This is a genomic window from Reyranella sp., assembly GCF_017305915.1.
Lineage (GTDB): Bacteria > Pseudomonadota > Alphaproteobacteria > Reyranellales > Reyranellaceae > Reyranella.
On sequence record NZ_JAFKJN010000013.1, the window covers coordinates 15,245 to 40,317 of the forward strand.

The following is a 25,073-nucleotide window of genomic DNA, read 5'->3' on the forward strand; positions in this document are numbered from 1 at the left end:
TTGAAACGGCCGGCGGCATCACCCATAACTCCTTCATGGACCAGGCATTCGGGGCGAGTGAATTTGCCGACAACCCGGAGCCGCGCTGCCCCTGCCTGTTGCTGCTCGACACCTCGGCGTCGATGGACGGCCCGGCGATCGCCGAGCTGGCGAAGGGCCTTGCCGCCTTCAAGCACGAGCTGGCACTCGACGCCCTGGCGATGAAGCGGGTCGAGGTGGCGATCGTCTCGTTCGGGCCGGTCAAGGTGGTGGCCGACTTCCACACCCCCGACCGCTTCCAGCCGCCGCCGCTCGCGGCTGCGGGCGACACGCCGATGGGGGCGGCGATCCTGGCCGGGCTGGAGATGGTGCGCCAGCGCAAGGAGGCCTACAGGGCCAACGGCATTTCGTATTACCGGCCCTGGGTCTTCCTGATCACCGATGGTACGCCGACCGACGCGTGGGATCGCGCCGCCGAAGCGGTGAAAGCGGGAGAGGATGTCAAGAGCTTCTCCTTCTTCGCCGTCGGCGTCGCCGAAGCCGACATGGGCGTGCTCGGCAAGATCGCGGTGCGCCCGCCGCTCAAGCTCGACGGCCTGCGTTTCGGTGACCTGTTCGCCTGGCTGTCGTCGTCGCTCAGCAACCTGTCGCGCTCGAGCCCGAGCCGGCCGCCGCCGCTCGCGCCGACCGACTGGAACTACATCTGATGGCTGAATCGCCCTGGCGCATTGCCATGGCATCGTCGGTCGGCACGGCGCATCTCGCGGCGGCCCAGCCCTGTCAGGACGCGCACAGGCATCTCGCGACCGTCGACGCAGAGGGACAGCCCGTCCTCGTGCTGTCGGCGTCCGACGGCGCGGGCTCGGCGGAGCGGGCCGAGGTCGGCGCGATCCTGGCCTGCGATACCTTCGTGCGCCTGGTGGCGGCTTATCTCGAGGAGGGCGGCACGGTCGAGGGAATCGGCCGGCCGCTGGCGGAGCGCTGGATCGCCGGCATCCTCTATCGCCTGGAGCTGCAGACGCGGCAGACCCGTGCGGCGCTGCGCGACTATGCCTGCACCCTGCTGGCGGCCGTGGTCGGCGCGAAGGGCGCGGCGTTCCTGCAGATCGGCGACGGCGCCATGGTGATTGCCGATAACGGCTGGCGGCACGTCTTCTGGCCGCAGCACGGCGAGTTCGCCAACACCACTACCTTCATCACCTCCGACCGTGCCGCGCAGGCGATGGACTTCGAGGCTCACCGCGCGCCGGTCGACGAGATCGCCCTGTTCACCGACGGCCTCGAAAGCCTGGTGCTGCACAAGGCCACGCGGAGCGTGCACGGGCCGTTCTTCGACAGCATGTTCGCGTCGGTGCGCAAGTCGGCGGCATCGGGCGTCGATGACCCGCTGTCGCGGGCGCTCGGCGACTACCTGTCGAGCCCGCGCATCAACGAGCGGACCGACGACGACAAGACGCTGATCCTGGCCTCGCGGAAGCGCGCATGAGCGTCGGCGCGGAGATCCTCGAGCAGGACGGCCGGCGCGGCCGCCTCGGGCCGAAGATCGGGCAGGGCGGCGAGGGCGCGGTCTACGAGCTGGAAGGCCGGCCCGGCCTGGTCGGCAAGATCTTCCATCAGCCGCTCACACGCACGCGCGCCGACAAGATCCGCGCCATGGCGAGGGCGCGCTCGCCGGCGCTCGACCGCCTGACCGCCTGGCCGACCGGCCTCTTGATGGCGCCGACCGGCGAGCCGATCGGCCTTGCCATGCCGCGGATCGAGGGCCATCGCGACATCCACCAGCTCTACAGCCCGCGCAGCCGACGCATGGTCTTCCCGGAGGCGGACTGGCGGACCCTCGTGAGGGTCGCCGCCAACGTGGCGCGCGCCTTCGCGACGGTGCAGGCCGAGGGCCACGTCATCGCCGACGTCAACCACAGCAGCATCCTCGTCAGCGCCGACGCGCGGGTGAAGCTGATCGATTGCGACAGCTTCCAGGTCACGATCGACGGCGTCTGCTATCCCTGCGATGTCGGCGTGCCGGTCTTCACGCCGCCCGAGCTGCAGGATCAGCCGTTGACCGGCGTGATGCGCACGCCGAACCACGACGCGTTCGGCCTGGCGGTGATGATCTTCCTGGTCCTGTTCATGGGCCGTCACCCCTATGCCGGCCGCTATCTCGGCGACGACGAGATGCCGATCGAGCGGGCGATCGTGGAGCACCGCTTCGCCTACGGCGCTCGCCGCGCCGCCTTCGCGATGGAGCAGCCGCCCGCGACGCCGCCGCTGGAGATCGTCTCGCCGGAGATCGCCGAGCTGTTCGAGCGCGCCTTCGAGCCGGAGGCGATGCTCGGCGGCCGGCCGACGGCAGCCGAATGGGTGGCGGCGCTGGCCACGCTCGAAGCGACGCTGGTGCAGTGCCCGGTCGGCATCGCCCATTGGCATGCGCCGGGCTTGCACGAGTGTCCGTGGTGTCCGCTGGAGGCGGCGACCGGCGTGCCGCTGTTCGCGCCGGTGGTCTCGGAGGCCACGGCCAGCCTGTTTGATTTCGGCAGCTTCTGGCAGCAGATCGATGCGCTGGAGCATCCCGGACCGGCACCGGAGATCCCGGCGCCCGCCACTAAGCCCAAGCTGTCGTCGGTCGCCCGCCGGGCGCCGTGGCGGCGGGCCTGGCAAGGGCCGGCAGCGCTGCTGGTGGCGGTCGTCCCGGCGGGCATGGCTTTCGGGGTCGAGCTGCCGCTGATCGCGCGCGGGTTGTTCCTGCTGGCCGCGGCGTTCATCTTCTTTTTGGTGCGCTGGGCGCTGCGCGGCTCGCTCGACGTCACGACCTTCATGGTGCGCGAGCACGAGGCGCGCAAGCTGTGGCAGACGACCTTGGCGGAATGGGAGGCCGAGGCCGGCCCGCGCCGCTTCGACGATAAGCGCGCCGAGCTCGACAAGCTCCGGGCCTGGTGGACCGAGGCGGCCGGTCAGCCGCAGCAGCGCCTCCGTATCGAATCGGCGATCCGCCGCGCCTTCGAGGAGCTGCAGCAGATCGCCAACCAGATCCAGGTCGCCCGCAGCGCGCTGCGCCAGAACGCCGAAGAGGTCCAGGAGGTGTTGCAGCAGATGCAGTTCGACCTGAAGACGGTGAGCAAGAAGCGGTAGAGCCGTCGTCCGACGAAACCTACTTCTTCTTCGGTCGGATCGCGTCCCATTGCTCGTCGGTCCAGTCGAGCATCGCCGCGGTGTTGGCGCCGCCGCCGCCCGACTGCAGCGACTTGCCGCCGTCGATCACGATCGCATCGCCGTTGATGTAGGCTGCGCCGTCGCTCACCAGGAAGGCGGCGAGGTTGGCGAGCTCGATATGCTCACCGACGCGGCGCAGCGGGATCACCTTGGCGACGTCCGCCTGGCTGCCGCGCTCCTTGGGCATCAGCCGACTCCACGCACCTTCGGTCGGGAAGGGGCCGGGCACGATCGCGCAGGTGCGAATGCCCTTGGGGCCCCATTCGACGGCGAGGCTCTTGGTCATCGCCAGCACACCCGCCTTGGCCATCGCCGAGGGCACGGTGAACGGCGCGCCGGTCAGCGAGGAGATGGTGAGGATCGACATCACCACCTTGTTGCGCTTGCCGGCATCGATCCAGCGGCGGCCGGCGGCGACCGTGCAATAGGCCGAGCCGTGCAGCACGATGCCCAGCACCGCATCGATCGCGCGATGGGACATCTTGTGGGTCTGCGCCAGGATCTGGCCGGCGGCGTTGTTGACCAGGATGTCGAGTGGCCGCTTCGCCCAGATCGTGTCCATCATCGCCTCGACGGCGTCGGGCACGCGGACGTCGCAGCCGACGGTCTCGATCTCGCCGCCGGTCTCCCTGGCGAGCTCCCCGGCGGTCTGCTTCAGCACCTCTTCGCGCCGGCCGCAGATCACGACATTGGCGCCGAGCTCGAGGTAGCGGTGCGCGATGGAGCGGCCGAGGCCGGTGCCGCCGCCGGTGACGAGGATGCGCTTTCCCTTCAGCAGGTCGGGCTGGAACATCAGGCTTTCCGGATCTCGGTGAGCGCCACGCCTGATGCGATCAGCTTGTCGATCTCGTTGTCGGAGAAGCCGTGCTCGGCCAGCACCGCGCGGGTGTCGATGCCGTACTTGCGCGGCTTGCTGCGCACGCGGGGCGGGGTGCGCGAGAGCTTCACCGGGTTGCCGACGTTGCGATAGCCGTCCTTCTCCCAGACCATGTTGCGGTGCTTCGTATGCGGGTGCTCCATCACGTCGGGCACTTCCTGCACGGCGCCGGAGGGTACGCCGTTCATCATCAGCTCGTTGGCGAAGGCCTCGCCGTCGCGGTCCTTGGTGAGCGCGGCAAGCTGCTCTTCCATCGCCGCCTTGTTGGCGAGGCGGTCCTTGTTGGTCTTGAAGCGCGGATCGTCGGCCATCTCCGGCTTGCCCAGCATCGCGCAGAGCTTGCGGAACTGGCCGTCGTTGCCGGCGCCGATCACGATGTTGCGGCCCTTGGTCGGGAAGTTGGCATAGGGCGCCAGGTTACCGTGGCTGTTGCCGTAGAGCTTGGGCTTCAGCCCGGCCATGAAGTAGTTGGGCGCGTGCGGCTGGTGCAGCGCGATCGCGCTGTCGTACAGCGTCGCGTCGACGAACTGGCCCTTGCCCGACTTGGAGCGCTCGAACAGCGCCATCAGGATGCCGATGCAGGCATTCATGCCGGTCGACAGATCGACCACCGGCACGCCGATGCGCACCGGCCCGGCTTCGGGCGCGCCGTTCACCGAGACGAGGCCGGCCGAGGCCTGCACCATCGCGTCGTAACCCGGGTAGCCGCCGAGCGGGCCGTCGGCGCCGAAGCCCGAGACGCGGGCATGCACCAGCGTCGGATACCTCTGCGCGAGCGTGTCGTAGCCCAGGCCCCATTTCTCCATCGTGCCGGTCTTGAAGTTCTCGATCAGCACGTCGGCGCCTTCGAGCAGCTTCAGCAGCACCGTGCGGCCGTCGGGCTTGGCGAGATCGAGCGCCACCGTGCGCTTGTTGCGGTTGATGCCGGCGTAATAGGCGGAGATGCCGTCCTGGTCGAACGGAGGACCCCACAGCCGCGTCTCGTCGCCCTGCGGCGGCTCGATCTTGATCACGTCAGCGCCGTGGTCGGCCAGCATCTGGGCGCAATAGGGGCCGCCCAGGACGCGCGACAGATCGACGACTTTTAGGCCTTCCAAGGCGCCCGGCATTTCGCTTCACTCCCAACGACCAAGCGCCGGTTATAGCCACGCCCGGAGGACACGACCATGCTGAACGGCATTCACGGACATCAGGACATCGAGCGGGTCGTGTACGGCCGCCCGGCAGGAGCCGCTGTGCGGGCCGAGGCCGAGCGGCTGGGCGCCAAACGCGTGTTCGTGACGACGACCAAGTCGGTGGCGCAGAGCGCGCTGCTGGCCGATGTCATCAAGGAGCTCGGCGACCGCTATGCGGGCATCTATGCCGGCATCACCGCGCACTCGCCGCGGCCTTGTGTCGTGGAGGGTGCACAAAGGGCGCGCGAGGCCAAGGCCGACCTGATCGTCACCGTCGGCGGCGGCTCGGCGATCGACGCCACCAAGGTGATGCTGATCGCGCTGTGGCAGAACGTGGCGACGATCGAGGCGCTCGATCCCTATCGCGCTGGCCGGCCGCGGGAGGGCGCTGCGCCGCCGTCGGAGGCGATCAAGCCGCCGGCCGATGCGATCCGCATGATCGCCGTGCCGACCACCTTGTCGGCCGCCGAGTTCAATGCCTATGCCGGCATCAGCGATCCGCGCCACGGCATCAAGGAGAGCTTCGGCCATCGCCTGATCGTGCCACGGGTGATCGTGCTCGATCCTGCCGCGACGCTGGCGACGCCGATGGACCTGATGCTGTCGACCGGCCTGAAGGCGGTCGATCATGCGGTCGAGCGGCTGTGCTCGCAGCAGGCCAATCCCTTTGCAATAGGCACCTCGACCGAAGCGCTGCGTCTGCTGACTCGGGCGTTGCCGGCGCACAAGGCGCATCCGGACGACATGGAGGCGCGACTGAACCTGCAGTTCGGCATGTGGCTGTCGATCGGCGCCGGCACCTCGGGCGTCGGCGTCGGCGCGAGCCATGGCATCGGCCACGTGCTGGGCGCGGCCTGCCACGTGCCGCACGGCCATACCTCGTGCGTGATGCTGCCGTCGGTGCTGCGCTGGAACCTGGCCGTCAACGCCGAGCGCCAGAAGCGGGTCAGCGAGGCGTTCGGCAAGCCGGCCGAGCCGGCGGCCGACCTCGTGGCGAACCTGGTCGCCACCCTCGGCCTGCCGCGGCGGTTGAGCGAGGTCGGCGTGGGCCGCGACCGCTTCCGAGAGATCGCCGAGAAGTCGATGCACGACCGCGCCGTGCTCAACAATCCGCGGCCGATCAAGGGTCCGGCCGAGGTCATGGAGATCCTGGAACTCGCGGCATGAGCCCATGAATTCTTCTCGTGAGGGTAGGGTCTTTCCGGAACTACACTGACACCCGACTTCCGAGGCGACGTTGTTCCAAGGAGTTGGCAGCCATGCCGGACGTCCGCCTTCCCGAATTCGTGGCCAATCCGAGGATCGGCATGACCTACGTCGACGCTGATGTGAACTATCTCGCCGATCTCAGCATCCCGCCAGTGACCTACAACCCGCCGCCGGGGACCGGGGTGCCACGCCGCGACGGCAACTACAGGTTCTTCAAGGTGCGCATGCACAATGCGCGGCCCTACGCCAAGGACCTGTCGCTCGACAAGCAGGCCTTCATCCTGGCGCACCACGACACCCAAGTGCGCGACTTCCACGACGAGGCCGAGCTGAAGTCGGCCTATTACCGCGAGGTCGAGGAGCTGGTGAAGCGCGAGACCGGCGCCTCCAAGGTCGTGGTGTTCGACCACACCGTGCGCACGGGTGAGCGCGCCGTCGAGCGTGGTTACCGCCAGCCGGTGATCAGCGTCCACAACGACTACACCGAGAAATCCGGCCCGCAGCGCGTGCGTGACCTGCTGCCGCCCGACGAGGCCGCGGCGCGGCTGAAGAAGCGCTTCGCCGAGTACAACGTCTGGCGCAATATCGCGCACGATCCGATCGAGGCGTATCCGCTCGGTTTCGTCGATGCCGAGAGCATCGCGCCGCGCGATCTCGCGATCTGCAATCTGGTCTACTCGGACCGCGTCGGCGAGATTTACCAGGGCGTCTACAACGCCGATCACCAGTGGCACTACTTCCCGGCAATGACCCGGGACGAGGCGATCCTGATCAAGTGCTACGACTCGGAGAAGGACGGCCGCGCGCGCTTCTCGCTGCATTCAGCCTTCGAGGACCCGACCTCGCCCGCCAACGCCAAGCCGCGGCAGAGCGTCGAAGTCCGGACTTTGGCGTTCTGGGATTAGGCGTCCGCAGCGAAGCGAGGGCGCCGGCGGGCGGCAGCGCCTTCTGAGGCGCGAGAGCCCGCACCGTGCAGAACAGACAAGAATTTCATGCGCTCGCCAAGGCCTGCGTCAAGTCGGCGATCAGGTCGTCGGGATGCTCGATGCCGACCGACATGCGGATCGTGGTGTCGAGCACGCCGATCCGGGCACGGACTTCCGCCGGCACGCCTGAGTGCGTCATCGCGGCGGGGTGACTCGCCAGTGATTCCGTGCCGCCGAGGCTGACCGCCAGCTTGAAGACCTGCAAAGCATTGAGGAAGGCGAACGCCTCCTTCTGGCCGCCCTTGATGTCGAAGGAGAAGGTCGAGCCGGCGCCGGTGCATTGCCGGTCGTAGACGGCGTGCGCCGCCGAGCCTTCCTCCAGGAATTCGAGATAGTGGACCTTGTCGACCTTGGGATGGTCGCGGAGGTATTCGGCGACCACCCGGGCATTGGTGTTGGCCCGCTCCATGCGGATCGCGAGCGTCTCGAGCGAGCGGCCGAGCATCCAGCAGGAGTGCGGGTCGAGTTGCGTGCCGAGGCTGCCGCGCAGCGCCTTGATCGGCCGCATGGTCTCCCTGGTCCCGAGGGCGGCGCCGGCGATCAGGTCGGAATGGCCGCCGACATACTTGGTGAGGGAATAGAGCGAGACGTCCGCGCCGTGCGCCAGCGGATGCTGGAACACCGGGCCCAGCAGGGTGTTGTCGCAGGCCAGGATGGGCCGGAAGCCCTGGGCCGCGCCGATCTCGTCGGCGATCCGCCGCAGCAGCGCGATGTCGACCATCGTGTTGGTCGGATTGGCGGGTGTCTCGATCAGGATCATCGAGACCCGGCCCTTGGCGCGCGCCGCCCGGGCGGCGTCGCGGATGGCCGGCTCGTCGACGCCGTCGACGAAACCGACCGCGCCGATGCCGAAGTTCGCCATGGTGTTCGCGAGCAGCGTCTCCGTTCCACCGTAGAGCGGCTGGGAATGCAGGATGACGTCGCCGGGGCGGGCGATGGCAAGGATCGTCGTGGAGATCGCCGCCATGCCTGAGGCGAACACGCCGCAGGACTCCGCGCCCTCGTAGACCGCAAGCCGGTCCTCGACGATCTCGCTGTTGGGATGGTTGAAGCGCGAATAGACGAGCCCGGCGGCGCTGCCGGCCGGCGGCTGCTTGCGCCCCGAGGTGTAGTCGAAGAAGTCGCGCCCTTCCTCGGCGGTGCGGAACACGAAGGTGGAGGTGAGGAACACCGGCGGCTTGACCGCGCCCTCCGACAGGGCGGGATCGTAGCCGTAGCCCAGCATCAGGGTCTCGGGCTTCAGGACATGGTTGCCGATGCGGGTCTTGGAGGGGCGCGGCGCGGCCATGGCGGATCTCCTGTCACGGGTGGGGTGACAGGATAACGCTTATGACCGGGCGATGACCTCCAGATGCTCGGCCAATTCCTCGGGGTTGCTGTAGAACGGGCTGTGACCGCATTCCATGGTGATGACTTTGCAGGGCAGGGTCTTCACCATCGCCCGCTGGCGGCCGATGCGGATGGCGTTGTCGTGGGTGCACTCGATGTACCAGCGCGGCACCGAGCCGTAGCGGTCCTCGGTCAGCGTGACCGGCGTGGTCGAGATCGAGATCGGCTGCGGCCGCAGCCGCTCCATGGCGCGGTAGCGGTCTTCGGGCGAGACGTCCTCGTAGAACAGCGCCGCCATCTGCGAGCGCGCGAAGGTGTAGGTAAGGCCGTCGGGGCTGAGCTCGCGCGAGCGGCGGAACAGGATCTCGGGATCGCCGGCCGTCATCTCACGGCTCGCCTTGCCTGAGGGCGGCATCAGCCCGCAGACATAGACCAGCGCCTTGAGCTTGCGGCGCCGCGCCTCGGCGGTCTGGCTGACGGTGACGCCGCCCAGCGCATGGCCGACCAGCACCACCGGCTCCTCCATCTTGTCGAGCAGGCGCGAGATCTTCTCGACATTGTCGGCGAGCGTGACGTTGGCCGGTGGCGTATGGTCCTTGCCGAGGCCGGGCAGGTCGGGAGCGCAGACCTTGTGGCCGTGGCCTTCGAGGATCGGCTGGACCTTCTCCCAGCACCAGCCGCCGTGGCACGCGCCATGGATCAGAATGAATGTCGCCAAGATCTCAGCTCCGCCCGACGACGGTGCGCGCCCCGGGCGCCGGCACGAAGAAGTCCGGCATCAAGGGCGTGCCGGGCGAGACGGCATACTGGTCGAAGTCGGTGACGCCCGCGGCGGCCAGCACCTCGTCGTCGATGAAGAAGTTGCCGGAGCATTCCTTCGCCGGCTTGTTGAGGATCACGTGCGCCGCGTCGGCCATGATCTCGGGCTTGCGGCAGCGCTTCATGCCGTCCTCGCCGCCCAGCATGTTCTGGATCGCGGCCGTCGCGATGCCGGTGCGCGGCCACAGGCCGTTGAAAGCGATCTTGCCCTTGAACTCTTCCGCCATCGCCCACGCGTAAACCGACATCGAGTATTTGGCCAGCGTGTAAGCGGGATGGTTGGCGAACCACTTCACGTCGAAGTCGAGCGGCGGCGACAGGTTCAGCACGTGCGGGTTGTCGGCCTTCAGCAGGTGCGGGATGCACTTCTGCGAGACCAGGAAAGTGCCGCGCGCGTTGATCTGGGTCATCAGGTCGTAGCGCTTGATCGGCGTCTGCAGGGTGCCGGTCAGGCTGATGGCGCTGGCGTTGTTCACCAGGATATCGATGCCGCCGAAGCGGGCCACGGTCTCGGCCACCGACCTCTCGACGCTCTGCTCGTCGCGGATGTCACAGGGCAAAGGGAGGGCCTTTCCGCCGTTTTTCTCGATCATCTCAGCGGCGGTGAAGATGGTGCCGGGCAGCCGCGGATCGGGCTTCACCGTCTTGGCGGCGATGGCGATGTTGGCGCCGTCGCGGGCCGCGCGCAGGGCAATAGCCAAGCCGATGCCGCGACTCGCCCCGGTGATGAAAAGCGTCTTGTTCGCGAGGCTCATGCCCCCCTCTGATCGGCCCCAGCGTCTATAGCCGCCCGCTGCCGAGGCGGCTAGCCTTGGCGTACTGCAGGGGAGGCATGCATGAACCCGTGTTTCGAGACCGCGACGTCGCTTGCGCGCGCCATACGAAACAAGAAGATCACCTCGCGTGAAGCGACCGAGGCGCACCTCGAGCGCATCGATCGGCTGAACGGGTCCGTCAATGCGATGGTCGTGGTCGACCGCGAGGGCGCCCTGAAGGCCGCGCGCGCGGCCGACAGGGCCGCGGCGAAGAAGGGCGCCAAGCTCGGGCCGCTGCACGGCGTGCCGATCACCATCAAGGAGGCCTTCGACGTGGCCGGCTTGGCGACGACGTCGAGCCATCCGCCGCTCAAGGACAATGTCGCCAAGGCCGATGGGTCGCTGGTGGCGCGGCTGCGCGCGGCAGGCGCGGTGATCCTGGGCAAGACCAATGTGCCCGAGCTGTGCGCCGATTTTCAGACCGACAGCCCGCTGTTCGGCACCGCGAAGAATGCCTGGGACCAGCAGCGCACGGCGGGCGGCTCGACCGGCGGTGGGGCGGTTGCCGTGGCGGCCCGGCTGTCGCCGCTCGAGCTTGGCAGCGACATCGGCGGCTCGGTGCGCAACCCGGCGCACTACAACGGCATCTTCTCGCTCAAGCCCAGCGAATGGCGGGTGCCCGGCCGCGGCCACGTGCCCGACCTGCCGGGCGTGACCCGGGTCACCCGTTACATGGGCGTGTTCGGACCGCTGGCACGCTCGGTCGACGATCTCGAGCTGGCGCTGCGCATCGTCGCCGGGCCCGACGGCTACGAGGCCGAAGCGCCGCCGGTGCCGATCGGCCCGACGCCCAAGCTCGAGGCGTCCGATCTCAGGATCGCGGTGCTCGAGTCCAACCCCTTGGTGGCGGTGTCGCAGGACACCGCGAAGGCGGTGCAGGCGACCGCGAAGCTGCTGTCCAAGGCCGGCGCCAAGGTGAAGCGCGCCGAACCGGCGGGCCTCGACTGGACCAAGGGCTGGGAGGATTGGTGCGATCTCTTCCAGTACCTGGTGAACGCGCTGAAGCCGCTCGGCGAGCGCGAGCGCTTCTTCCCGATGATCAATTCGGACGATCCGTCAGCGCGCTCCGCGGCGCGTGGTTCGCGCCTCGACATCGGCGCGTTCTTCGCCGTGCTCGACCGGCGCGACGGCGTCATCCGGCGGTGCGAGGAGTTCCTCGACGACTACGACGCCTGGTTGATGCCGGTGATGCCGGATGCGGCCTTCATCCGCCAGAGCCAGAAGGAGCCGCTGCTGATCGACGGCAAGCCGTACCCGTACTTCTTCGCCGGCACGTCCTACAACTTCCTCGCCAACCTGAGCGGCCAGCCGTCGATCGTGCTGCCCTGCGGTTTCTCGAAGCAGGGCCTGCCGATCGGCTTGCAGCTCACCGGCAAGCGCTGGGGCGAGGCCAAGCTGCTGGGCGTCGCCAAGGTGCTCGAGAAGCTGCTGCCGCCCTGCCCGGTGCCGCCGGCCTTCGCTGCCTAGACTGGAACGGACCCCCCGGTTTCCCACTTCCGTGGGAAGCCTCCGATGCCGATGGCGCGGGGGCTTTCCGGGAATCCTGCTGGCACACACCCCCTCCCCCAGGGTGTTAGGATACCGTGAAGCTCACTCGATCTTGACGTTGGCGGCGACGAGGATCTTCTCCCAGCGCGCATACTCTTCCTTGTGGAAGGCGGCGAAGGCGGCCGGCGCCATCTCGGCCGGCGTCGGCAGGTCCTGGCCGAGATCCTCCAGGCGGCGGCGGATGTCCGGATCCTGCAGGGTGGCGATCGCGGCGGCATTGAGCTTGGCAATGATCTCCGGCGGCGTGCCCCTGGGCGCCCACAGGCCGTGCCAGATCGAGACCTCCATCGGATAGCCGGCCTCGGCCGCGGTCGGGATCTCCGGCGCTGCGGCCGAGCGGGCCTTGGCCGTGACGGCGAAAGCCTTGATCTTGCCGGCGCGGACCTGCGGCAGCGAGTTCGACGACTGGTCGACCATCACCTGGATCTGGTTGGCGACCAGATCCTGCATCGCCGGTCCGGTGCCGCGATAGGGCACGAGCTGGTACTTGGTCCCGGTCGCCGCGAAGAAGGCCAGCGCACCGAGATGCGAGCCCGAGCCCATGCCGGCGGTGCCGCCCGGCACCTTGTCGCCGTTCACCTTCAGGTACTCGACCAGCTCCTTGAGACTCTTGACCGACAGCTGGTTGGACGCGACGACCAGCAGCGGGTTCTGTGGCAGCCGCGCGATCGGCGCCAGGTCGGTCAGCAGGTTGTAGTTCAGGTTCTTGTAGATCGTGCCGTTGGCGACATGGGTGCCGACATGGCCGATGCTGATGGTGTAGCCGTCGGGCGCGCTGCGCACCGCCTTGCCGACGGCGATGGTGCCGGCGGCGCCCGTGGTGTTGTCGATGATGAACTGCTGGCCGAGCTCCCTGGCCATGCGCTCGCCCACGATGCGCGCCATCAGGTCGGTCGGCCCGCCGGCGGCGAATGGCACGACGATGGTGATCGGCTTGCTCGGCCAGGCCTGCGCCGAGGCGCGGCCGGCCGCAAGGCTCGCCGACAGGCCGGCTAGGACGGTTCTCCGCCGCATCTCGTTCTTCCTCCCATCACTCAGCGCCATTTGAGCATCGCGCGTTCGAGCATGCCAAGGCCCCAGGCGATCAGGAGGCCGAGGGCCGACAGCATCACCACGCCTGCCAGCAGCTGGTCGGTCTGCATCAGGCTGCCGGCGGTCAGCACGAAGGCGCCGATGCCCTGCTGCGCGCCGATCATCTCGGCCGCCACCACCAGCAGCAGCGCCACCGAGGCGGAGATGCGGAAGCCCGCCAGGATGCCGGGCATGGCGCCGGGCAGCAGGATCTTGGCGACGACGTCGCGGGCCGGCAGGCCGAAGCTCTGGCCCATGCGGATCAGGTTGCGCGGGACCGAATCGCAGGCGGTGTAGGCGGAGATGGTGGTCGGAAAGAACACGCCCAGCGCGATCGTGGCGATCTTCGACGGCTCGCCGATGCCGAACCACAGGATCAGGAGCGGCAGCAGGGCGATCTTGGGGATCGGGAACAGCGCCGAGACGATCGGGATGCCGGCGGCACGCGCCGCCGAGAAGATGCCCATGGCGAGCCCGACGGCCAGTCCCGCCGCGGTGCCGATCAGCCAGCCGGGCACGATGCGCTCGAGCGAGGCCGTCACGTGGTCGACCAGGGTGCCGTCGTGCCACAGCGCGACCAGTGCCTTCACGACCGCGAGCGGGCTCGGCATGAAGAGCGGCGGCAGCAGGCCGCTGTCGGACGCCGCCTGCCACAGCGCGATCAGGACGGCGAATACGATCCACGGTAGCAGCCGGCGCGGCGCCGGATTGAAGCCGCCGCCGCGGAACGGGACGGGCTGGCGCTCAGACACCCTGCACCTCGCGGTCGGCGGTCGCCGCCTCGTCGCGGATCAGCGCCCATAGCCTTCGATGCATCTCGAACAGCAGGCTGGCATGTTCGGGCCGGCCACGCTCGGCGACCGGCACCTCGATGCGCACGATCTCGCGGATGCGGCCCGGTCGGCGCGACAGCACCACCACCCGGTCGGCGAGCCGCGCCGCCTCCTCGAGATTGTGGGTGACGTAGACGCGGGTGCTCCTCTCGCGCGTCCAGATCCGCAGCAGGTCCTCCATCAGCAGCTCGCGCGTCTGGGCGTCGAGGGCCGACAGCGGCTCGTCGAGCAGCAGCACGGCCGGCCGCACCACCAGGGCGCGGGCGACGCCGACCCGCTGGCGCATGCCGCCCGAGAGCTGCTTGGGATAGGCCGCGGCGAACTCCGACAGGCCGGTCAGGGCCAGCGCCGCCGCCACGCGCTCGCGCCGCTCGGCCGCGCCCAGCCGGTGCTCGAGGGCCAGCGCCACGTTGGCCTCGACGGTGCGCCAGGGCAGCAGGGCGAAGTCCTGGAAGATGTAGGTGAAGGGATTGAGCGAATCGGTCGGCAGAGTGCCCGACAGGGTGACCCGCCCTTCGCTCGGCTGCAGCAGGCCGCCCAGGATGCCGAGCAGGGTGCTCTTGCCGCAGCCCGACGGGCCGATCAGCGCGACCGTCTCGCCGTCGGCGATGTCGAGATCGATCGCCTCGAGCGCCGCTACGGGACCGTATTTATGCGAGACGCGTTCAACGTGCAGCGGCATCGCCCGCCATTGTAACCAGCACGCTGCGGTTGGCGACCTGCTGGCCTTCCTGCACCGCGATCGATTCGATTTTCGCGTCGGCCGGTGCCTTCAGCTGGTGCTGGATCTTCATCGCCTCCAGCACGATCAGCGTCTGGCCGCGCGCCACCGTGTCGCCGGTCGCGACCTTGATCGCGACGATGCGGCCGTCCATCGGTGCCCGCAGCTTGCCGTCGCCGCCCGCCGCCGCCGAGGCCGGCGGCAACCAGGTGCGGTCCTGGAACCGCACGGTGAAGCCGTCGAAATCGACCACGATGTCGCTGCCGTCGATGACGTGCGGCGCCGACGTCGCCACCGCCTCGGCGAGGTCGAGCGTGCGCTCCTTGTCGCCGACGGCGAGGCGGAACGGCGTCGGCTCGGGATTGGAGTTGCGCCAGCCGCGCAGATTGACGGGATAGCGCGCCGCCGACCGCTGCCAGAGCAGCGATGCGGCAGCCTTCCAGTGGTCGTCCATCAGCTCCGGCGCCGCGAAGCTGTGCTCGCCGAGGAATGCCGTCGTCGCCTTGCCGGCCGCGAACTCGGGATGCTCAAGCAGCCGGATCAGGAAATGCCGGTTGGTCGTCGGTCCCAGCACGACGGTGTCATGCAGCGCCTTGATCAGCCGCCGCCGCGCTTCCTCGCGCGTGGCGCCCGACGCGATCACCTTGGCGATCATCGGATCGTAGAAGGGCGAGATCGCGAGGCCGTCCGTCATGCCGTGATCGATGCGCACGCCGGGGCCGCTGGCCGGCCGCCAGACGTCGATGCGGCCGGTCTGGGGCAGGAACCCGCCATAGGCGTCCTCGGCGTACAGGCGCACCTCGATGGCGTGGCCGTGCAGGCGTAGCTGCTTCTGGGCAAGAGGCAGCGCCTCGCCGCGCGCGACCCGCAGCTGCCATTCGACCAGGTCGAGGCCGGTGATCGCCTCGGTGACCGGATGCTCGACCTGCAGGCGGGTGTTCATCTCGAGGAAATAGAACGCACCGTCGGCGCCGAGCAGGAACTCGACCGTGCCGGCGCCGCGATAGCCGATCGTTTTGGCCGCGGCGACCGCGGCCGCGCCCATGCGCTCGCGCAGGTCGGCATTGACGGCGGGCGAGGGCGCCTCCTCGATCACCTTCTGATGGCGGCGCTGCACCGAGCAGTCGCGCTCGCCGAGATGAAGCACGTTGCCATGGCCGTCGGCGAACACCTGGATCTCGACGTGGCGCGCATCGACTACGGCCTTCTCGAGGATCAGCTCGCCCGAGCCGAAGGCGCTCTCGGCCTCGGTGCGCGCGGTGCGGATCGCCTCGAGCAGGTCGCCGTCCAGGGTGACCAGGCGCATGCCGCGCCCGCCGCCGCCGGCCGCCGCCTTGACCATGACCGGCAGGCCGATCCTGCGGGCCTCCGTCGCGAGGTTGGCGTCGCTTTGGTCGGCGCCCTGGTAGCCCGGCACGCACGGCACGCCGGCCTCGATCATGCGACGCTTGGCAGCGGCCTTGTTGCCCATCGCCGCGATGGCGGCCGGCGGCGGGCCGATGAAGACGAGGCCCGCCTTCTCGCAGGCTGACGCGAACTCGGCATTCTCCGACAGGAAGCCGTAGCCCGGATGGATGGCGTCGGCGCCGGACTTGTGTGCGGCTTCGAGGATGCGGTCGATGCTGAGATAGCTCTCGCCGACCGGCGGCGGGCCGATGCGTACCGCCTGGTCGGCGAAGGCGACGTGCGGCGCATTCTTGTCGGCGTCGGAATAGACGGCAACGGTGCGGTATCCCATGGCTTTGGCGGTGCGCATGACGCGCCAGGCGATCTCGCCGCGGTTGGCGACCAGGACTGTCCGGAAGCTCACAACGGCCGTCCGTCGCGCGCGATGTACCCCGAGCCTTCGCGGTAGATCATGTCGATGTCGGAATAGTGCGCGGTCTCCTCGGCGGTGCGCGTGCCGACCTCGAGCACACGGGCCGCGACCTGGGAGCGGTTGACCAGGTGATGGCCGTTGGGCTCGCCGGCGCGGAAGCCCGCGAACATCCCGGCGCGCAGCAGAGTCTCGCCGGCATCGGTCACCAGCGAGACCTCGCCCTCGACCACGTAGACGAACTCGTCCTGGCGCTCGTGCCAGTGCCGCTGCGAGGACCAGGTACCGGGCGCCAGCTCCACCAGGTTGACGCCGAACTGGTCGAGCCCGAAGACATCGCTCAGCCGGCGGCGCCGGCGCTGCCGGCAAGGCCCGTCGTGCGGCGGCGGATAGTCGGTGCCGGTTCCCGGCGTCACTTCATCGATATGCAGCGCTGGCTTGGTCGGCATGGTCACTCCCCGGCCCATTTCGGCGGACGCTTCTCGGCGAAGGCGCGCAGGCCCTCGGCAGCTTCCGGGCTGCGGCGGGCCTCGGCGAACTTATCGGCGGCGAAGTCGAGCACGGAGGACAAGGGCTCGCTGCCGACCTTCATCACCACGGCCTTGGTGAGCGCGTTGGCCAGCGGCGCGCAGCGGTCGATCTGCTTCAGGACCTCCTCGAGCTTGGCGTCGAGGGCCGCGGTGTCCTTCACCAGGTGGTGGACGATGCCGTAGCGCAGCGCGTCGGGTCCCTTGAAGCGCGCCGCCGTCAGGGCGAGATGGCGCGTGTTGGGCACGCCGATGCGGGCGGCGACGAAGGGCGCGATCTGGGCCGGTACGATGCCGATCGCCGTCTCGCTCATGGCGAAGCCCGCGTCCTCGGTGCAGATCGCGACGTCCGAGACGCAGAGCAGGCCGAAGCCGCCGGCGATGGCGTAGCCCTCGACCGCCGCGACCACCACCTGCGGCGTGGTGTTCACGGCTTCGAGGAAGGTGCCGTATTCGCGGTTGTTGATCGCGATCGGGTCGCGCTCACCGGACTTGGGGGATTCGGTGAAGCTTTGCTCCATGTTCTTGAGGTCGGCGCCGGCGCAGAAGGTGCCGCCGGCGCCGCGCAGGATCACGACCTTGATGTCGCGCCGGTCGCGCAGGGCGGCGAAGACCTGCTTCAGCTCGCCGATCAGCGTCGGGTTGAGCGCATTCTTCACCTCGGGGCGATTGAGCGTGACGTGGAGCCGCGAGCGTTCGCGGCGCACCAGCAGCGTTTCGTACTTGTCCTTGAGCTCAGCCATCTTCACTCCGTTCAGCTTCCTCCCCTTGCGTAGCAAGGGGAGATGTCGCCGTCTTACGGCGACGGAGGGGTCATGGGCCGCAGGATCGGCGCTCATGACCCCTCCGCCCTCGTAAGACGAGGGCACCTCCCCTTGGCGGAATCCGCCAAGGGGAGGAAGGCTAGTTTCTCTCCGGCCTAGGCAACGTGCCCATTCCCTTGGAGATGATCTGCAGCATGACCTCGTCGGCGCCGCCGCCGATCGAGGCCAGCCGCGAATCGCGGAAGGCGCGGGCGGTCGGCGATTCCCAGAGGTAGCCGGCGCCGCCCCAGTATTGCAGGCAGCCGTCGGTGACCAGCCGCAGCATGCGGCCGGCCTTCAGCTTGGCCATCGAAGCCAGCATGACGACGTCCTTGCCGTCGAGATATTCCTCGCAGGCGCGATAGCAGAGCGAGCGGACCAGCTCGATCTCGGTGCTGAGCTCGGCGAGCTTGAAGTGGATGATCTGGTTGTCGAGCAAGGGCCGGCCGAACACCTTGCGCTCGCGGGTGTACTCGGCGGTCTCGGCGATCAGCCGCTCCATGCCGACCACGGCGGAGATCGCGCCCCACAGCCGTTCCTCCTGGAACTGCTGCATCTGGTAGACGAAGCCCATGCCCTCCTGGCCGATCAGGTTGCGCACCGGCACCCTGACCTCATCGAAGAAGATCTGCGCGGTGTCCGACGAGCGCATGCCGAGCTTGTCGAGCTTCTTCACGACCTGCACGCCCTTGGTCTTCATCGGCAGGCAGATCAGCGACTTGTTCTTGTGCGCCGGCCCTTCGCCCGTGTTGGCCAGCAGGCACATCCAGTCGGCCTGGGTGCCGTTGGTCGTCCACATCTTGCCGCCGTTGACGACATAGTCGCCGCCGACCCGACGCGCGCTGGTCTTGAGCGAGGCGACGTCCGATCCGGCGCCGACCTCCGACACGCCGAGGCAGGCGACATAATCGCCGGCGATCGACGGCGCCAGGAACTCGCGGCGCAGCTCGTCGCTGCCGTAGCGGGCTAGCGCAGGGGTCGCCATGTCGGTCTGCACGCCGATCGCCATCGGCACCGAGCCGCAGTGGATGTGGCCCAGCTCCTCCGCCATCACCATGGCGTAGGAATAGTCGAGCCCCATGCCGCCGAACTCGACGGGCTTGTTGATGCCGAGCAGGCCGGCCTCGCCCAGCTTCTTGAACACCGTGTGGGCGGGGAAGATGCCGTCCTCCTCCCACTGGTCGACATGCGGATTGATGTCCTTGTCGATGATCGCCCGCAGGGTGCGGCGGATCTCGGCGTGTTCTTGCGTGAACTGCATGTCAGCGATTCCCGAGACGCGGCATGTTGCCCATGAGCTTGGCGATGATCTGCAGCATGACCTCGTCGGCGCCGCCGCCGATCGAGCCCAGCCGGCCGTCGCGATAGGCGCGCGCGACCGGGCTGTCCCAGAGGTAGCCGGCGCCGCCCCAGTATTGCAGGCAGGCGTCGGACACCTCGCGGCGCAGGCGGCCGGCCTTCAGCTTGGCCATCGAGGCCAGCATGGTGACGTCCTTGCCGGCGAGATAGTCCTCGCAGGCGCGATAAACCAGCGAGCGCAGCGCCTCGACCTCGCTCTTGAGCTCGGCGAGGCGGAAATGGACGACCTGGTTGTCGAGCAATGGCTTGCCGAACACCTGGCGCTCGCGCGTGTAGTCGATGGTGGCGTTGATGATACGATCGCAGCCCATCAGCGTGCCGGCGCCGGCCCACAGCCGCTCTTCCTGGAACTGCTGCATCTGGTAGATGAAGCCCTGGCCCGGCTGGCCGATGGTGTAGCGCACCGGCACCTTCACCTCGTCGAAGAAGGTCTGCACCGTGTCCGAGGCGCGCATGCCGAGCTTGTTGAGCTTCTTCACGATCGAAAGGCCTTTGGCCTTCATCGGCACCACGATCAGCGACTTGTTCTTGTGGACCTGGCCCTCGCCGGTGTTGGCCAACAGGCACATCCAGTCGGCCTGCGCGCCGTTGGTCGTCCACATCTTGCCGCCGTTGATCACCCAGTCGCCGCCGACGCGGCGGGCGGTGGTCTTGATCGAGGCGACGTCGGAGCCTGCGCCGGTCTCGGACACGCCCAGGCAGGCGACATAGTCGCCGCTGATCGACGGGGCGAGGAATTCCTGGCGCAGCTCGTCGCTGCCGTAGCGGGCCAGCGCCGGCGTCGCCATCGAGATCTGCACGCCGGTGCCCATCGGCACCGAGCCGCCATTCACCCAGCCCAGCGATTCCGAGCAGACCATGGCATAGGAGAAATCGAGGCCGGAGCCGCCGAACTCGACTGGCTTGTCGACGCCCAGAAGGCCCGCATTGCCCATCTTCTTGAACAGCTCGTGGGCGGGGAACTGGCCTTCCTTTTCCCACTCGTCGACATACGGATTGATCTCCCGGTCGATCAGCGTCTTCCAGGTCTGGCGCAAGGCCTCGTGTTCGGGGGTGAATTTCATCGTCTACATCCTGGCGACGCCGAAGGTGATTGCGTTGAGCGGCCGCACGATCGATTCGCGGGCAATCGACAAAGTGAAGGCGAGGACGCGGCGGGTGTCGCGCGGATCGATGATGCCGTCATCCCACAGGTGCGCGGTGCCGTAGAGCGCCGTCGACTCCTTGTCGAACTGGTCGACGATCGCCTTGTACATCTTGTCGATCTGTTCCTTGGGCGGCTCCTTGCCCTCGCGGATGAACTTGGCCTCGGTGACGGTCTTCATTACCCCGGCCGCCTGCTCGCCGCCCATCACCGCGGTTCGGCTGTTGGGCCAGGCGAAGATGAAGCGCGGATCGTAGGCGCGGCCGCACATGCCGTAGTTGCCGGCACCGAAGCTGCCGCCGATCACGATGGTGATCTGCGGCACCGTGGCGTTGGCCACCGCCTGGATCATCTTCGAGCCGTGCTTGACGATGCCGCCGCGCTCGGCCTCGGTGCCGACCATGTAGCCGGTGGTGTTCTGCAGGTAGAGGATCGGCGTGCCCTGCTGGCAGCAGAGCTGGATGAACTGCGCCGCCTTGACCGAGCCCTTGGTCGTGATCGGCCCGTTGTTGCCGATGAAGGCGACCGGCTCGCCTTCGATCTCGGCCCAGCCGCAGATCGTCTGCTGGTCGTACAGGCCCTTGAACTCGAGGAAGTCCGAACCGTCGACCAGGCGGGCGATCACCTCGCGCACGTCGTACGGGTCCTTGTGCGACGGCGGCACGACTCCGCAGAGATCGTCGATGGCGTACAGCGGCTCCTTGAATGGCCGCGCCGTCTTCGGCGGCAGCTTGTCGTTCCAGTGCCAGCGGGCGATCACATCGCGTGCCATGCGGATGCCGTCGGCGTCGTTCTCGGCCATCCATTCGGCGACGCCCGAGACGGTGGCGTGCATCTCGGCGCCGCCCAGCTCCTCGTCGGTTGCGATCTCGCCGGTCGCGGCCTTGAGCAAGGGCGGGCCGGCGAGGAACACCTTGGCCTGACCACGCACCATGATGACGTAGTCGCTGAGGCCGGGCAGGTAGGCGCCGCCCGCCGTCGAGGAGCCGTGCACCACCGTGACCTGCGGGATGCCTCGCGCCGACATGCGCGCCTGGTTGGCGAAGCCGCGGCCGCCCGGCACGAAGATCTCGGCCTGGTAGAGCAGGTTGGCGCCGCCCGATTCCACGAGGTTCACGACCGGCAGCTTGTTCTCCAGCACGATCTGCTGCACGCGCTGGCCCTTGCGCTGGCCGGACGGCGCGACCGTGCCGCCCTTGATCGCCGAGTTCGACGCCGTCACGACGCAGCGCACGCCCTCGACATAGCCGATGCCTGCGACCGAGCCGCCGCCCGCGCTCGAGCCGTCCTTGTCGTCGTGCATGCGGTAGCCGGCGAGCGGCATCAACTCGAGGAACGGCGCGCCCCGGTCGAGCAGCAGCGCGATGCGCTCGCGCGGCATCAGCTGCTTGCGCTTGCGGAAGCGCTCGCGCGATTTCTCCGAGGCGGCCTGCACGCTGGCCTCGGCGTCGCGGAACTCCTGGATGGCGGCGAGCATGCGCTCGCGATTGCGCTTGAACTCGTCGCTGTTGCGATCGACCTGGGACTCGATGATGGGCATCGCTCAGCCGCCCAGCACTTTGGGCGTCACGGCGAGGTGGAAGCCGTTGAAGGCCTTGGACCGGTCGGTCCCGGGCAGATCGACGGAGCGATTGGCGAGCGGCACGCCGCCGTCGATGCGGATTTCGGTGCCGGTGATATAGGCCGAGGCGTCGCTCAACAGGAATACCACCGCCGCCGACACTTCGCTTTCGGTGCCGAGGCGGCCGAGCGGGCAATGGTTCTTGAGCTTGGGAATGTTGTCCTTGAACTCGCCGGTATAGGTGTCCATGCCCGACGAGGCGATCCAGCCCGGCGCCACCGAGTTCACGCGCACGCCCGATACGGCCCATTCGTAGGCCAGGGTCATGGTGAGGTTGGCCATGCCGGCGCGCGCGGCACCGGTATGCACCATGTTGGGGAAGCCGTTGCGATAGTCGGCGGTCATGTTGACGATCGAGCCGCCGTGATGCTGCATCGATTGCGTATAGACCTCGCGGCTGACGATGAAGCCGCCGGTGAGGTTGTTGCGCACGACCACGTCGAAGCCCTTGGCGCTCATCGCCGCCGCGGGAGCGGGGAACTGGCCGCCGGCATTGTTGAACAGGCCGTGGATGCGGCCGTTCCTGGCGACGATAGTGGCGATCGCCTCCTTGACCTGGGCCTCCTCGCGGATGTCGAAGGCATGGATCTCGCAGGAGCCGCCGGCGGCCTCGATCTCGGCCTTCACGGTCGCGAGCTTCTCGGGCTTGCGGCCGGCGATCGCGACGTGGGCGCCCAGTGCCGCGATCTCGTGCGCGGTGCAGCGGCCGATGCCGCTGCCGCCGCCGGTCACGATCACGGTCTGGCCGTCAAACAACCCCGGCTTGAAGACCGAGCGATATGACATCCTTCCTCCCGCCTGAACGGCTGTTCATCGGCCTGTATTTGACGTTTACGTAAAGGTCAAGTAAGCCCCCTCAGCACTATCGGCTGGAGGAACTCGCCATGACCTTGCAGGAAATCACCGCGAAAATGAAGGAAGGCGCGGCGAAGAAGTCGTCCTTCGGCAACACCGTGAAGTTCGCCACCGATCAGGGCGTCGTGTTCATCGACGGCAACGCCAATCCGCCGGCCGTCAGCAACGACGACACCGCGGCCGACTGCACGCTCAAGATGGCGTTCAGCGATTTCGACGACATGATCAACGGCAAGCTCGACGGCATGACCGCTTTCATGACGGGCAAGCTCAAGATCGAAGGCGACATGGGCGTCGCCATGAAGCTGCAGAGCATCCTGCGCTAAGGCGCGTTCATACGCGGCTTCATCAGGCGGAGCGAACGCCGCGCCATCCAGGTTGTGGCGTTCGTCGTCGTTGTGGCCAGCAGCAACAGCAGGAAGGCTCCGATCGGCGCCGCATAGATCCGCATGTGGTGCGCCAGGATTCCCTGCAGCACGAACAGGCCGATGAAGGCGAACGAGATCAGGTTGATCGCGAGCTGCCGATCGGCCAGGTGCTGCGCGCGCGGCGTCTCGCGGCTCGCCAGGATCTGGGCGCCGAGAGCGATCAACAGTGAAATCCAGAGCGGTGGCCCTGAGTCCAGGATGCGATCGCTCAGCAAGGCCTTCGCCTTCTCGTAGTAGATGCGCGCGACCTCGCCCGGGTCTTCCCTGAGACGGTCGAAATAGAGGCGCCACATGAGCCGGTAATAGGCCGGCGAGTAGGCCTCCACATCCGGCGCCGCGTTCGCGGCGGCTTCGACGCCCAGCTTGTCGTCGTAGCGCAGGCCCCAGCGGTTCTCGACGGCGCCCAATCCGATATAGAGCGTGTGCGACGTGCCGTGCTCGGGGATCAGGCGTTCGGCCTCGATGGTGAACAGGGCGTCGCGCGCCATCAGGACCCATTTCGGCGCGCCCGCGGCCATCACCGCCAGCACCGCGACCAGAAGAAGATCGCGCAGGACGCGGCGGTGGCGGAAGCGGCCATATGCGATCGCGGCGACGGTCAGCAACGTGACGAGCAGGCCCATCGTCGCGATGTGGTGGCGAATCAAGGCGCCGAGGCAGACCCCGAGCAGCCCGATGGCCGTGAAGATCGTCGCGGATCGGCGCGAGAGGTGGCCGGAGGCGGCGCCGGCCGGTGTCAGCGGCAGGACGGCCTGCAGGCCGGCAACGCCGATGAAGGACCAGTGGGGCGCCGTCGTCATCCATCCGACGAACACGACGGGTCCGAATACCAGGAGCACGATGGCGGCCCAGTAGGCGCCCATGGCCGCCAGGATCGCTGCCAGCATCGCGAGACCCAAGACGTCGATGCCGATGTTCAGGCGCGCGGTGTCGAGCAGGGTGGCATCGCGGCCGGCGAAGCGCGCCCACAGGCCGAGCAGGAACGCGTGGCCGGGATCGTCGGCGATCGCCTCGTCGGAGATCGGCAGCAGCTTGCCGTTTTCGCACAAAGCGAGCCAGGCGCCGGTCTGGCGGGCGCATGCCGCGCTTTTCAGCCAGACAGTCGTCGCGCCCCATTCGGCGGCGGTCGCGCTGCGGTAACGCTCAGCCTTGTCCAACGCCAGACGGATTTCGGGGATGCCGATCGCCAGGATGCAAATCGCGATCGCAGCGAACGCGATTTTCGATTGGTGTCTCTTCCAGAAGCTCAAGGCGACGGCAGCTTACGCGGTTGCCCATTCGGTCACCAGAGGCGGGGGATCAGGCGATACCGCACTTTCTGTTTGTACTCGGCGTAGCCCGGCAGGCCGGCGGCGAGGAACTTCTCCTCGTCGAACATGCGCCAGATCATCGCCGGCATCATCGCGGCGAGCGCCAGGAGTCCCCACCACGATCCCAGCGCGATCGGAATGCCGGCCATCATCGCCAGCGCCGTCGCATACATCGGATGGCGCACCCGGGCATAGGGCCCGGTCGAGATCACGCGCTGGTCCGAGGCGAGCTCGATGCGCGCCGAGGTGAAGCTGTTCTCGCGGAAGACGCGCCAGACGCCGTAGCCACCGATCATCACGAGCGCATTGCCGGCCAGTGCGACGAGCGGAGAGGCGTGCGACCAGCCGAAGCGGCGATCGAGCGCGGGGATCACCAGCAGGGCGACGAAGCCCAGCGAGGCGAAGGTCATGATGATCTTCTGCGACAGCCGCTCCTCGGCCCACGGCCCGCCCTTCATGCGCCGCTCGAGCAGCGCCGGATCGCGCTTCGCGAGGGTGAGCATCAGCACAGTTGAGCTGCCGAAATAGACGACCAGGAACAGCCAGGCCTGCCACCAGTCGAGCGTCCAGGGCGGCGCGAACAGCAGGATCGCCATGACGGCGAACAGGCCGGCTGCAGACACCAAGGATCTGGTCGCTAG

At 68.2% G+C, this 25,073-nt stretch carries 24 protein-coding genes; 7 read left to right on the forward strand and 17 right to left on the reverse strand.

The window, feature by feature from the left end; all coding sequences use genetic code 11:
* Positions 1-35 precede the first annotated feature (35 nt).
* Genes J0J01_RS11395 through J0J01_RS11405 form a run of 3 tightly spaced genes read left to right on the forward strand, consistent with a single transcriptional unit; the run spans position 36 to position 3,105 of the window.
* Positions 36-686, forward strand: a complete 651-nt coding sequence (locus J0J01_RS11395; RefSeq protein ID WP_296380587.1) for a VWA domain-containing protein — start codon at positions 36-38, stop codon at positions 684-686.
* Positions 686-1,465 carry a PP2C family serine/threonine-protein phosphatase gene (locus J0J01_RS11400; RefSeq protein WP_296380589.1) on the forward strand — a complete coding sequence of 260 codons (780 nt, stop codon included), beginning with the start codon at positions 686-688 and terminating at the stop codon, positions 1,463-1,465. Before J0J01_RS11395 ends, J0J01_RS11400 begins: the two co-directional genes overlap by 1 nt.
* On the forward strand, positions 1,462-3,105 hold the full coding sequence (locus J0J01_RS11405) for a hypothetical protein (RefSeq protein ID WP_296380591.1): 1,644 nt from the start codon (positions 1,462-1,464) through the stop codon (positions 3,103-3,105). The genes J0J01_RS11400 and J0J01_RS11405 overlap by 4 nt, the downstream gene beginning before the upstream one ends.
* A gap of 19 nt (positions 3,106-3,124) precedes the next feature.
* Here J0J01_RS11405 and J0J01_RS11410 read toward each other — a convergent pair whose 3' ends face one another.
* Complete coding sequence (locus J0J01_RS11410) at positions 3,125-3,979, reverse strand: SDR family oxidoreductase (RefSeq protein ID WP_296380593.1); 855 nt, start codon at positions 3,977-3,979, stop codon at positions 3,125-3,127.
* Positions 3,979-5,172, reverse strand: coding sequence for a CaiB/BaiF CoA-transferase family protein (locus tag J0J01_RS11415; RefSeq protein WP_296380595.1), 1,194 nt, complete (start codon positions 5,170-5,172; stop codon positions 3,979-3,981). Before J0J01_RS11415 ends, J0J01_RS11410 begins: the two co-directional genes overlap by 1 nt.
* Positions 5,173-5,229: 57 nt before the next feature.
* Between J0J01_RS11415 and J0J01_RS11420 the strand changes: the two genes are divergently transcribed.
* Both J0J01_RS11420 and J0J01_RS11425 read left to right on the forward strand, forming a co-directional pair.
* On the forward strand, positions 5,230-6,405 hold the full coding sequence (locus J0J01_RS11420) for an iron-containing alcohol dehydrogenase (protein ID WP_296380597.1): 1,176 nt from the start codon (positions 5,230-5,232) through the stop codon (positions 6,403-6,405).
* 92 nt (positions 6,406-6,497) lie between these two features.
* Complete coding sequence (locus J0J01_RS11425) at positions 6,498-7,352, forward strand: CmcJ/NvfI family oxidoreductase (RefSeq protein ID WP_296380599.1); 855 nt, start codon at positions 6,498-6,500, stop codon at positions 7,350-7,352.
* Between the two features lie 85 nt (positions 7,353-7,437).
* Here the strand turns inward: J0J01_RS11425 and J0J01_RS11430 are convergent, their stop codons facing one another.
* Genes J0J01_RS11430 through J0J01_RS11440 form a run of 3 tightly spaced genes read right to left on the reverse strand, consistent with a single transcriptional unit; the run spans position 7,438 to position 10,336 of the window.
* The gene (locus J0J01_RS11430; protein ID WP_296380601.1) at positions 7,438-8,721 is read right to left on the reverse strand and encodes a cystathionine gamma-synthase family protein; all 1,284 of its coding nucleotides are present in this window, start codon (positions 8,719-8,721) and stop codon (positions 7,438-7,440) included.
* Positions 8,722-8,760: 39 nt separating this feature from the next.
* Positions 8,761-9,480 carry an alpha/beta fold hydrolase gene (locus J0J01_RS11435; RefSeq protein ID WP_296380602.1) on the reverse strand — a complete coding sequence of 240 codons (720 nt, stop codon included), beginning with the start codon at positions 9,478-9,480 and terminating at the stop codon, positions 8,761-8,763.
* A 4-nt stretch (positions 9,481-9,484) separates the two neighbouring features.
* On the reverse strand, positions 9,485-10,336 hold the full coding sequence (locus J0J01_RS11440) for an NAD(P)-dependent oxidoreductase (protein ID WP_296380604.1): 852 nt from the start codon (positions 10,334-10,336) through the stop codon (positions 9,485-9,487).
* A gap of 81 nt (positions 10,337-10,417) precedes the next feature.
* Between J0J01_RS11440 and J0J01_RS11445 the strand changes: the two genes are divergently transcribed.
* The gene (locus J0J01_RS11445; protein ID WP_296380605.1) at positions 10,418-11,863 is read left to right on the forward strand and encodes an amidase; all 1,446 of its coding nucleotides are present in this window, start codon (positions 10,418-10,420) and stop codon (positions 11,861-11,863) included.
* A 123-nt stretch (positions 11,864-11,986) separates the two neighbouring features.
* On the opposite strand, the gene J0J01_RS11450 is transcribed toward J0J01_RS11445, so the two are convergent.
* From J0J01_RS11450 to J0J01_RS11495, 10 genes are all read right to left on the reverse strand, one after another.
* Positions 11,987-12,958 (reverse strand): tripartite tricarboxylate transporter substrate-binding protein, encoded by a 972-nt coding sequence (locus tag J0J01_RS11450; protein ID WP_296380607.1) that lies wholly within the window; start codon positions 12,956-12,958, stop codon positions 11,987-11,989.
* A 20-nt stretch (positions 12,959-12,978) separates the two neighbouring features.
* On the reverse strand, positions 12,979-13,767 hold the full coding sequence (locus tag J0J01_RS11455; protein ID WP_296380609.1) for an ABC transporter permease: 789 nt from the start codon (positions 13,765-13,767) through the stop codon (positions 12,979-12,981).
* A complete protein-coding gene (locus J0J01_RS11460) occupies positions 13,760-14,530 on the reverse strand; it encodes an ABC transporter ATP-binding protein (protein WP_296380611.1) in 771 nt (256 codons plus the stop codon). Before J0J01_RS11460 ends, J0J01_RS11455 begins: the two co-directional genes overlap by 8 nt.
* Positions 14,514-16,379: an acetyl-CoA carboxylase biotin carboxylase subunit gene (locus J0J01_RS11465; protein ID WP_296380613.1), complete on the reverse strand. Its 1,866-nt coding sequence runs from the start codon at positions 16,377-16,379 to the stop codon at positions 14,514-14,516. Before J0J01_RS11465 ends, J0J01_RS11460 begins: the two co-directional genes overlap by 17 nt.
* Positions 16,376-16,834: a cupin domain-containing protein gene (locus J0J01_RS11470; RefSeq protein WP_296380615.1), complete on the reverse strand. Its 459-nt coding sequence runs from the start codon at positions 16,832-16,834 to the stop codon at positions 16,376-16,378. The genes J0J01_RS11465 and J0J01_RS11470 overlap by 4 nt, the downstream gene beginning before the upstream one ends.
* Before the next feature lie 2 nt (positions 16,835-16,836).
* Positions 16,837-17,655 (reverse strand): enoyl-CoA hydratase-related protein, encoded by an 819-nt coding sequence (locus J0J01_RS11475; RefSeq protein ID WP_296380617.1) that lies wholly within the window; start codon positions 17,653-17,655, stop codon positions 16,837-16,839.
* Between the two features lie 160 nt (positions 17,656-17,815).
* Entirely contained in the window at positions 17,816-18,976 is a 1,161-nt protein-coding gene (locus J0J01_RS11480; protein WP_296380619.1) for an acyl-CoA dehydrogenase family protein, read from the reverse strand.
* A 1-nt stretch (position 18,977) separates the two neighbouring features.
* Entirely contained in the window at positions 18,978-20,138 is a 1,161-nt protein-coding gene (locus J0J01_RS11485; protein WP_296380621.1) for an acyl-CoA dehydrogenase family protein, read from the reverse strand.
* Between the two features lie 3 nt (positions 20,139-20,141).
* A complete protein-coding gene (locus tag J0J01_RS11490) occupies positions 20,142-21,758 on the reverse strand; it encodes a carboxyl transferase domain-containing protein (protein ID WP_296380623.1) in 1,617 nt (538 codons plus the stop codon).
* Between the two features lie 3 nt (positions 21,759-21,761).
* The gene (locus J0J01_RS11495) at positions 21,762-22,625 is read right to left on the reverse strand and encodes an SDR family oxidoreductase (protein WP_296380625.1); all 864 of its coding nucleotides are present in this window, start codon (positions 22,623-22,625) and stop codon (positions 21,762-21,764) included.
* A gap of 98 nt (positions 22,626-22,723) precedes the next feature.
* On the opposite strand from J0J01_RS11495, the gene J0J01_RS11500 reads away from it, so the two are divergent.
* Entirely contained in the window at positions 22,724-23,020 is a 297-nt protein-coding gene (locus J0J01_RS11500; RefSeq protein WP_296380628.1) for an SCP2 sterol-binding domain-containing protein, read from the forward strand.
* Here J0J01_RS11500 and J0J01_RS11505 read toward each other — a convergent pair.
* Entirely contained in the window at positions 23,017-24,372 is a 1,356-nt protein-coding gene (locus tag J0J01_RS11505; RefSeq protein ID WP_296380630.1) for a hypothetical protein, read from the reverse strand. The two genes, J0J01_RS11500 and J0J01_RS11505, sit on opposite strands and share 4 nt — an antisense overlap.
* A gap of 32 nt (positions 24,373-24,404) precedes the next feature.
* Positions 24,405-25,055, reverse strand: coding sequence for an isoprenylcysteine carboxylmethyltransferase family protein (locus J0J01_RS11510; RefSeq protein ID WP_296380632.1), 651 nt, complete (start codon positions 25,053-25,055; stop codon positions 24,405-24,407).
* Positions 25,056-25,073: the final 18 nt, after the last annotated feature.

What these genes read in the sequence shown, in the direction of transcription:
- J0J01_RS11395 (WP_296380587.1), top strand. Translation starts at nt 36, where the DNA reads ATGGACCAGGCATTCGGGGCGAGTGAATTTGCCGACAACCCGGAGCCG.
- J0J01_RS11400 (WP_296380589.1), top strand. Translation starts at nt 686, where the DNA reads ATGGCTGAATCGCCCTGGCGCATTGCCATGGCATCGTCGGTCGGCACG.
- J0J01_RS11405 (WP_296380591.1), top strand. Translation starts at nt 1,462, where the DNA reads ATGAGCGTCGGCGCGGAGATCCTCGAGCAGGACGGCCGGCGCGGCCGC.
- J0J01_RS11410 (WP_296380593.1), bottom strand. Translation starts at nt 3,979, where the DNA reads ATGTTCCAGCCCGACCTGCTGAAGGGAAAGCGCATCCTCGTCACCGGC.
- J0J01_RS11415 (WP_296380595.1), bottom strand. Translation starts at nt 5,172, where the DNA reads ATGCCGGGCGCCTTGGAAGGCCTAAAAGTCGTCGATCTGTCGCGCGTC.
- J0J01_RS11420 (WP_296380597.1), top strand. Translation starts at nt 5,230, where the DNA reads ATGCTGAACGGCATTCACGGACATCAGGACATCGAGCGGGTCGTGTAC.
- J0J01_RS11425 (WP_296380599.1), top strand. Translation starts at nt 6,498, where the DNA reads ATGCCGGACGTCCGCCTTCCCGAATTCGTGGCCAATCCGAGGATCGGC.
- J0J01_RS11430 (WP_296380601.1), bottom strand. Translation starts at nt 8,721, where the DNA reads ATGGCCGCGCCGCGCCCCTCCAAGACCCGCATCGGCAACCATGTCCTG.
- J0J01_RS11440 (WP_296380604.1), bottom strand. Translation starts at nt 10,336, where the DNA reads ATGAGCCTCGCGAACAAGACGCTTTTCATCACCGGGGCGAGTCGCGGC.
- J0J01_RS11445 (WP_296380605.1), top strand. Translation starts at nt 10,418, where the DNA reads ATGAACCCGTGTTTCGAGACCGCGACGTCGCTTGCGCGCGCCATACGA.
- J0J01_RS11450 (WP_296380607.1), bottom strand. Translation starts at nt 12,958, where the DNA reads ATGCGGCGGAGAACCGTCCTAGCCGGCCTGTCGGCGAGCCTTGCGGCC.
- J0J01_RS11460 (WP_296380611.1), bottom strand. Translation starts at nt 14,530, where the DNA reads ATGCCGCTGCACGTTGAACGCGTCTCGCATAAATACGGTCCCGTAGCG.
- J0J01_RS11470 (WP_296380615.1), bottom strand. Translation starts at nt 16,834, where the DNA reads ATGCCGACCAAGCCAGCGCTGCATATCGATGAAGTGACGCCGGGAACC.
- J0J01_RS11475 (WP_296380617.1), bottom strand. Translation starts at nt 17,655, where the DNA reads ATGGCTGAGCTCAAGGACAAGTACGAAACGCTGCTGGTGCGCCGCGAA.
- J0J01_RS11480 (WP_296380619.1), bottom strand. Translation starts at nt 18,976, where the DNA reads ATGCAGTTCACGCAAGAACACGCCGAGATCCGCCGCACCCTGCGGGCG.
- J0J01_RS11485 (WP_296380621.1), bottom strand. Translation starts at nt 20,138, where the DNA reads ATGAAATTCACCCCCGAACACGAGGCCTTGCGCCAGACCTGGAAGACG.
- J0J01_RS11490 (WP_296380623.1), bottom strand. Translation starts at nt 21,758, where the DNA reads ATGCCCATCATCGAGTCCCAGGTCGATCGCAACAGCGACGAGTTCAAG.
- J0J01_RS11495 (WP_296380625.1), bottom strand. Translation starts at nt 22,625, where the DNA reads ATGTCATATCGCTCGGTCTTCAAGCCGGGGTTGTTTGACGGCCAGACC.
- J0J01_RS11500 (WP_296380628.1), top strand. Translation starts at nt 22,724, where the DNA reads ATGACCTTGCAGGAAATCACCGCGAAAATGAAGGAAGGCGCGGCGAAG.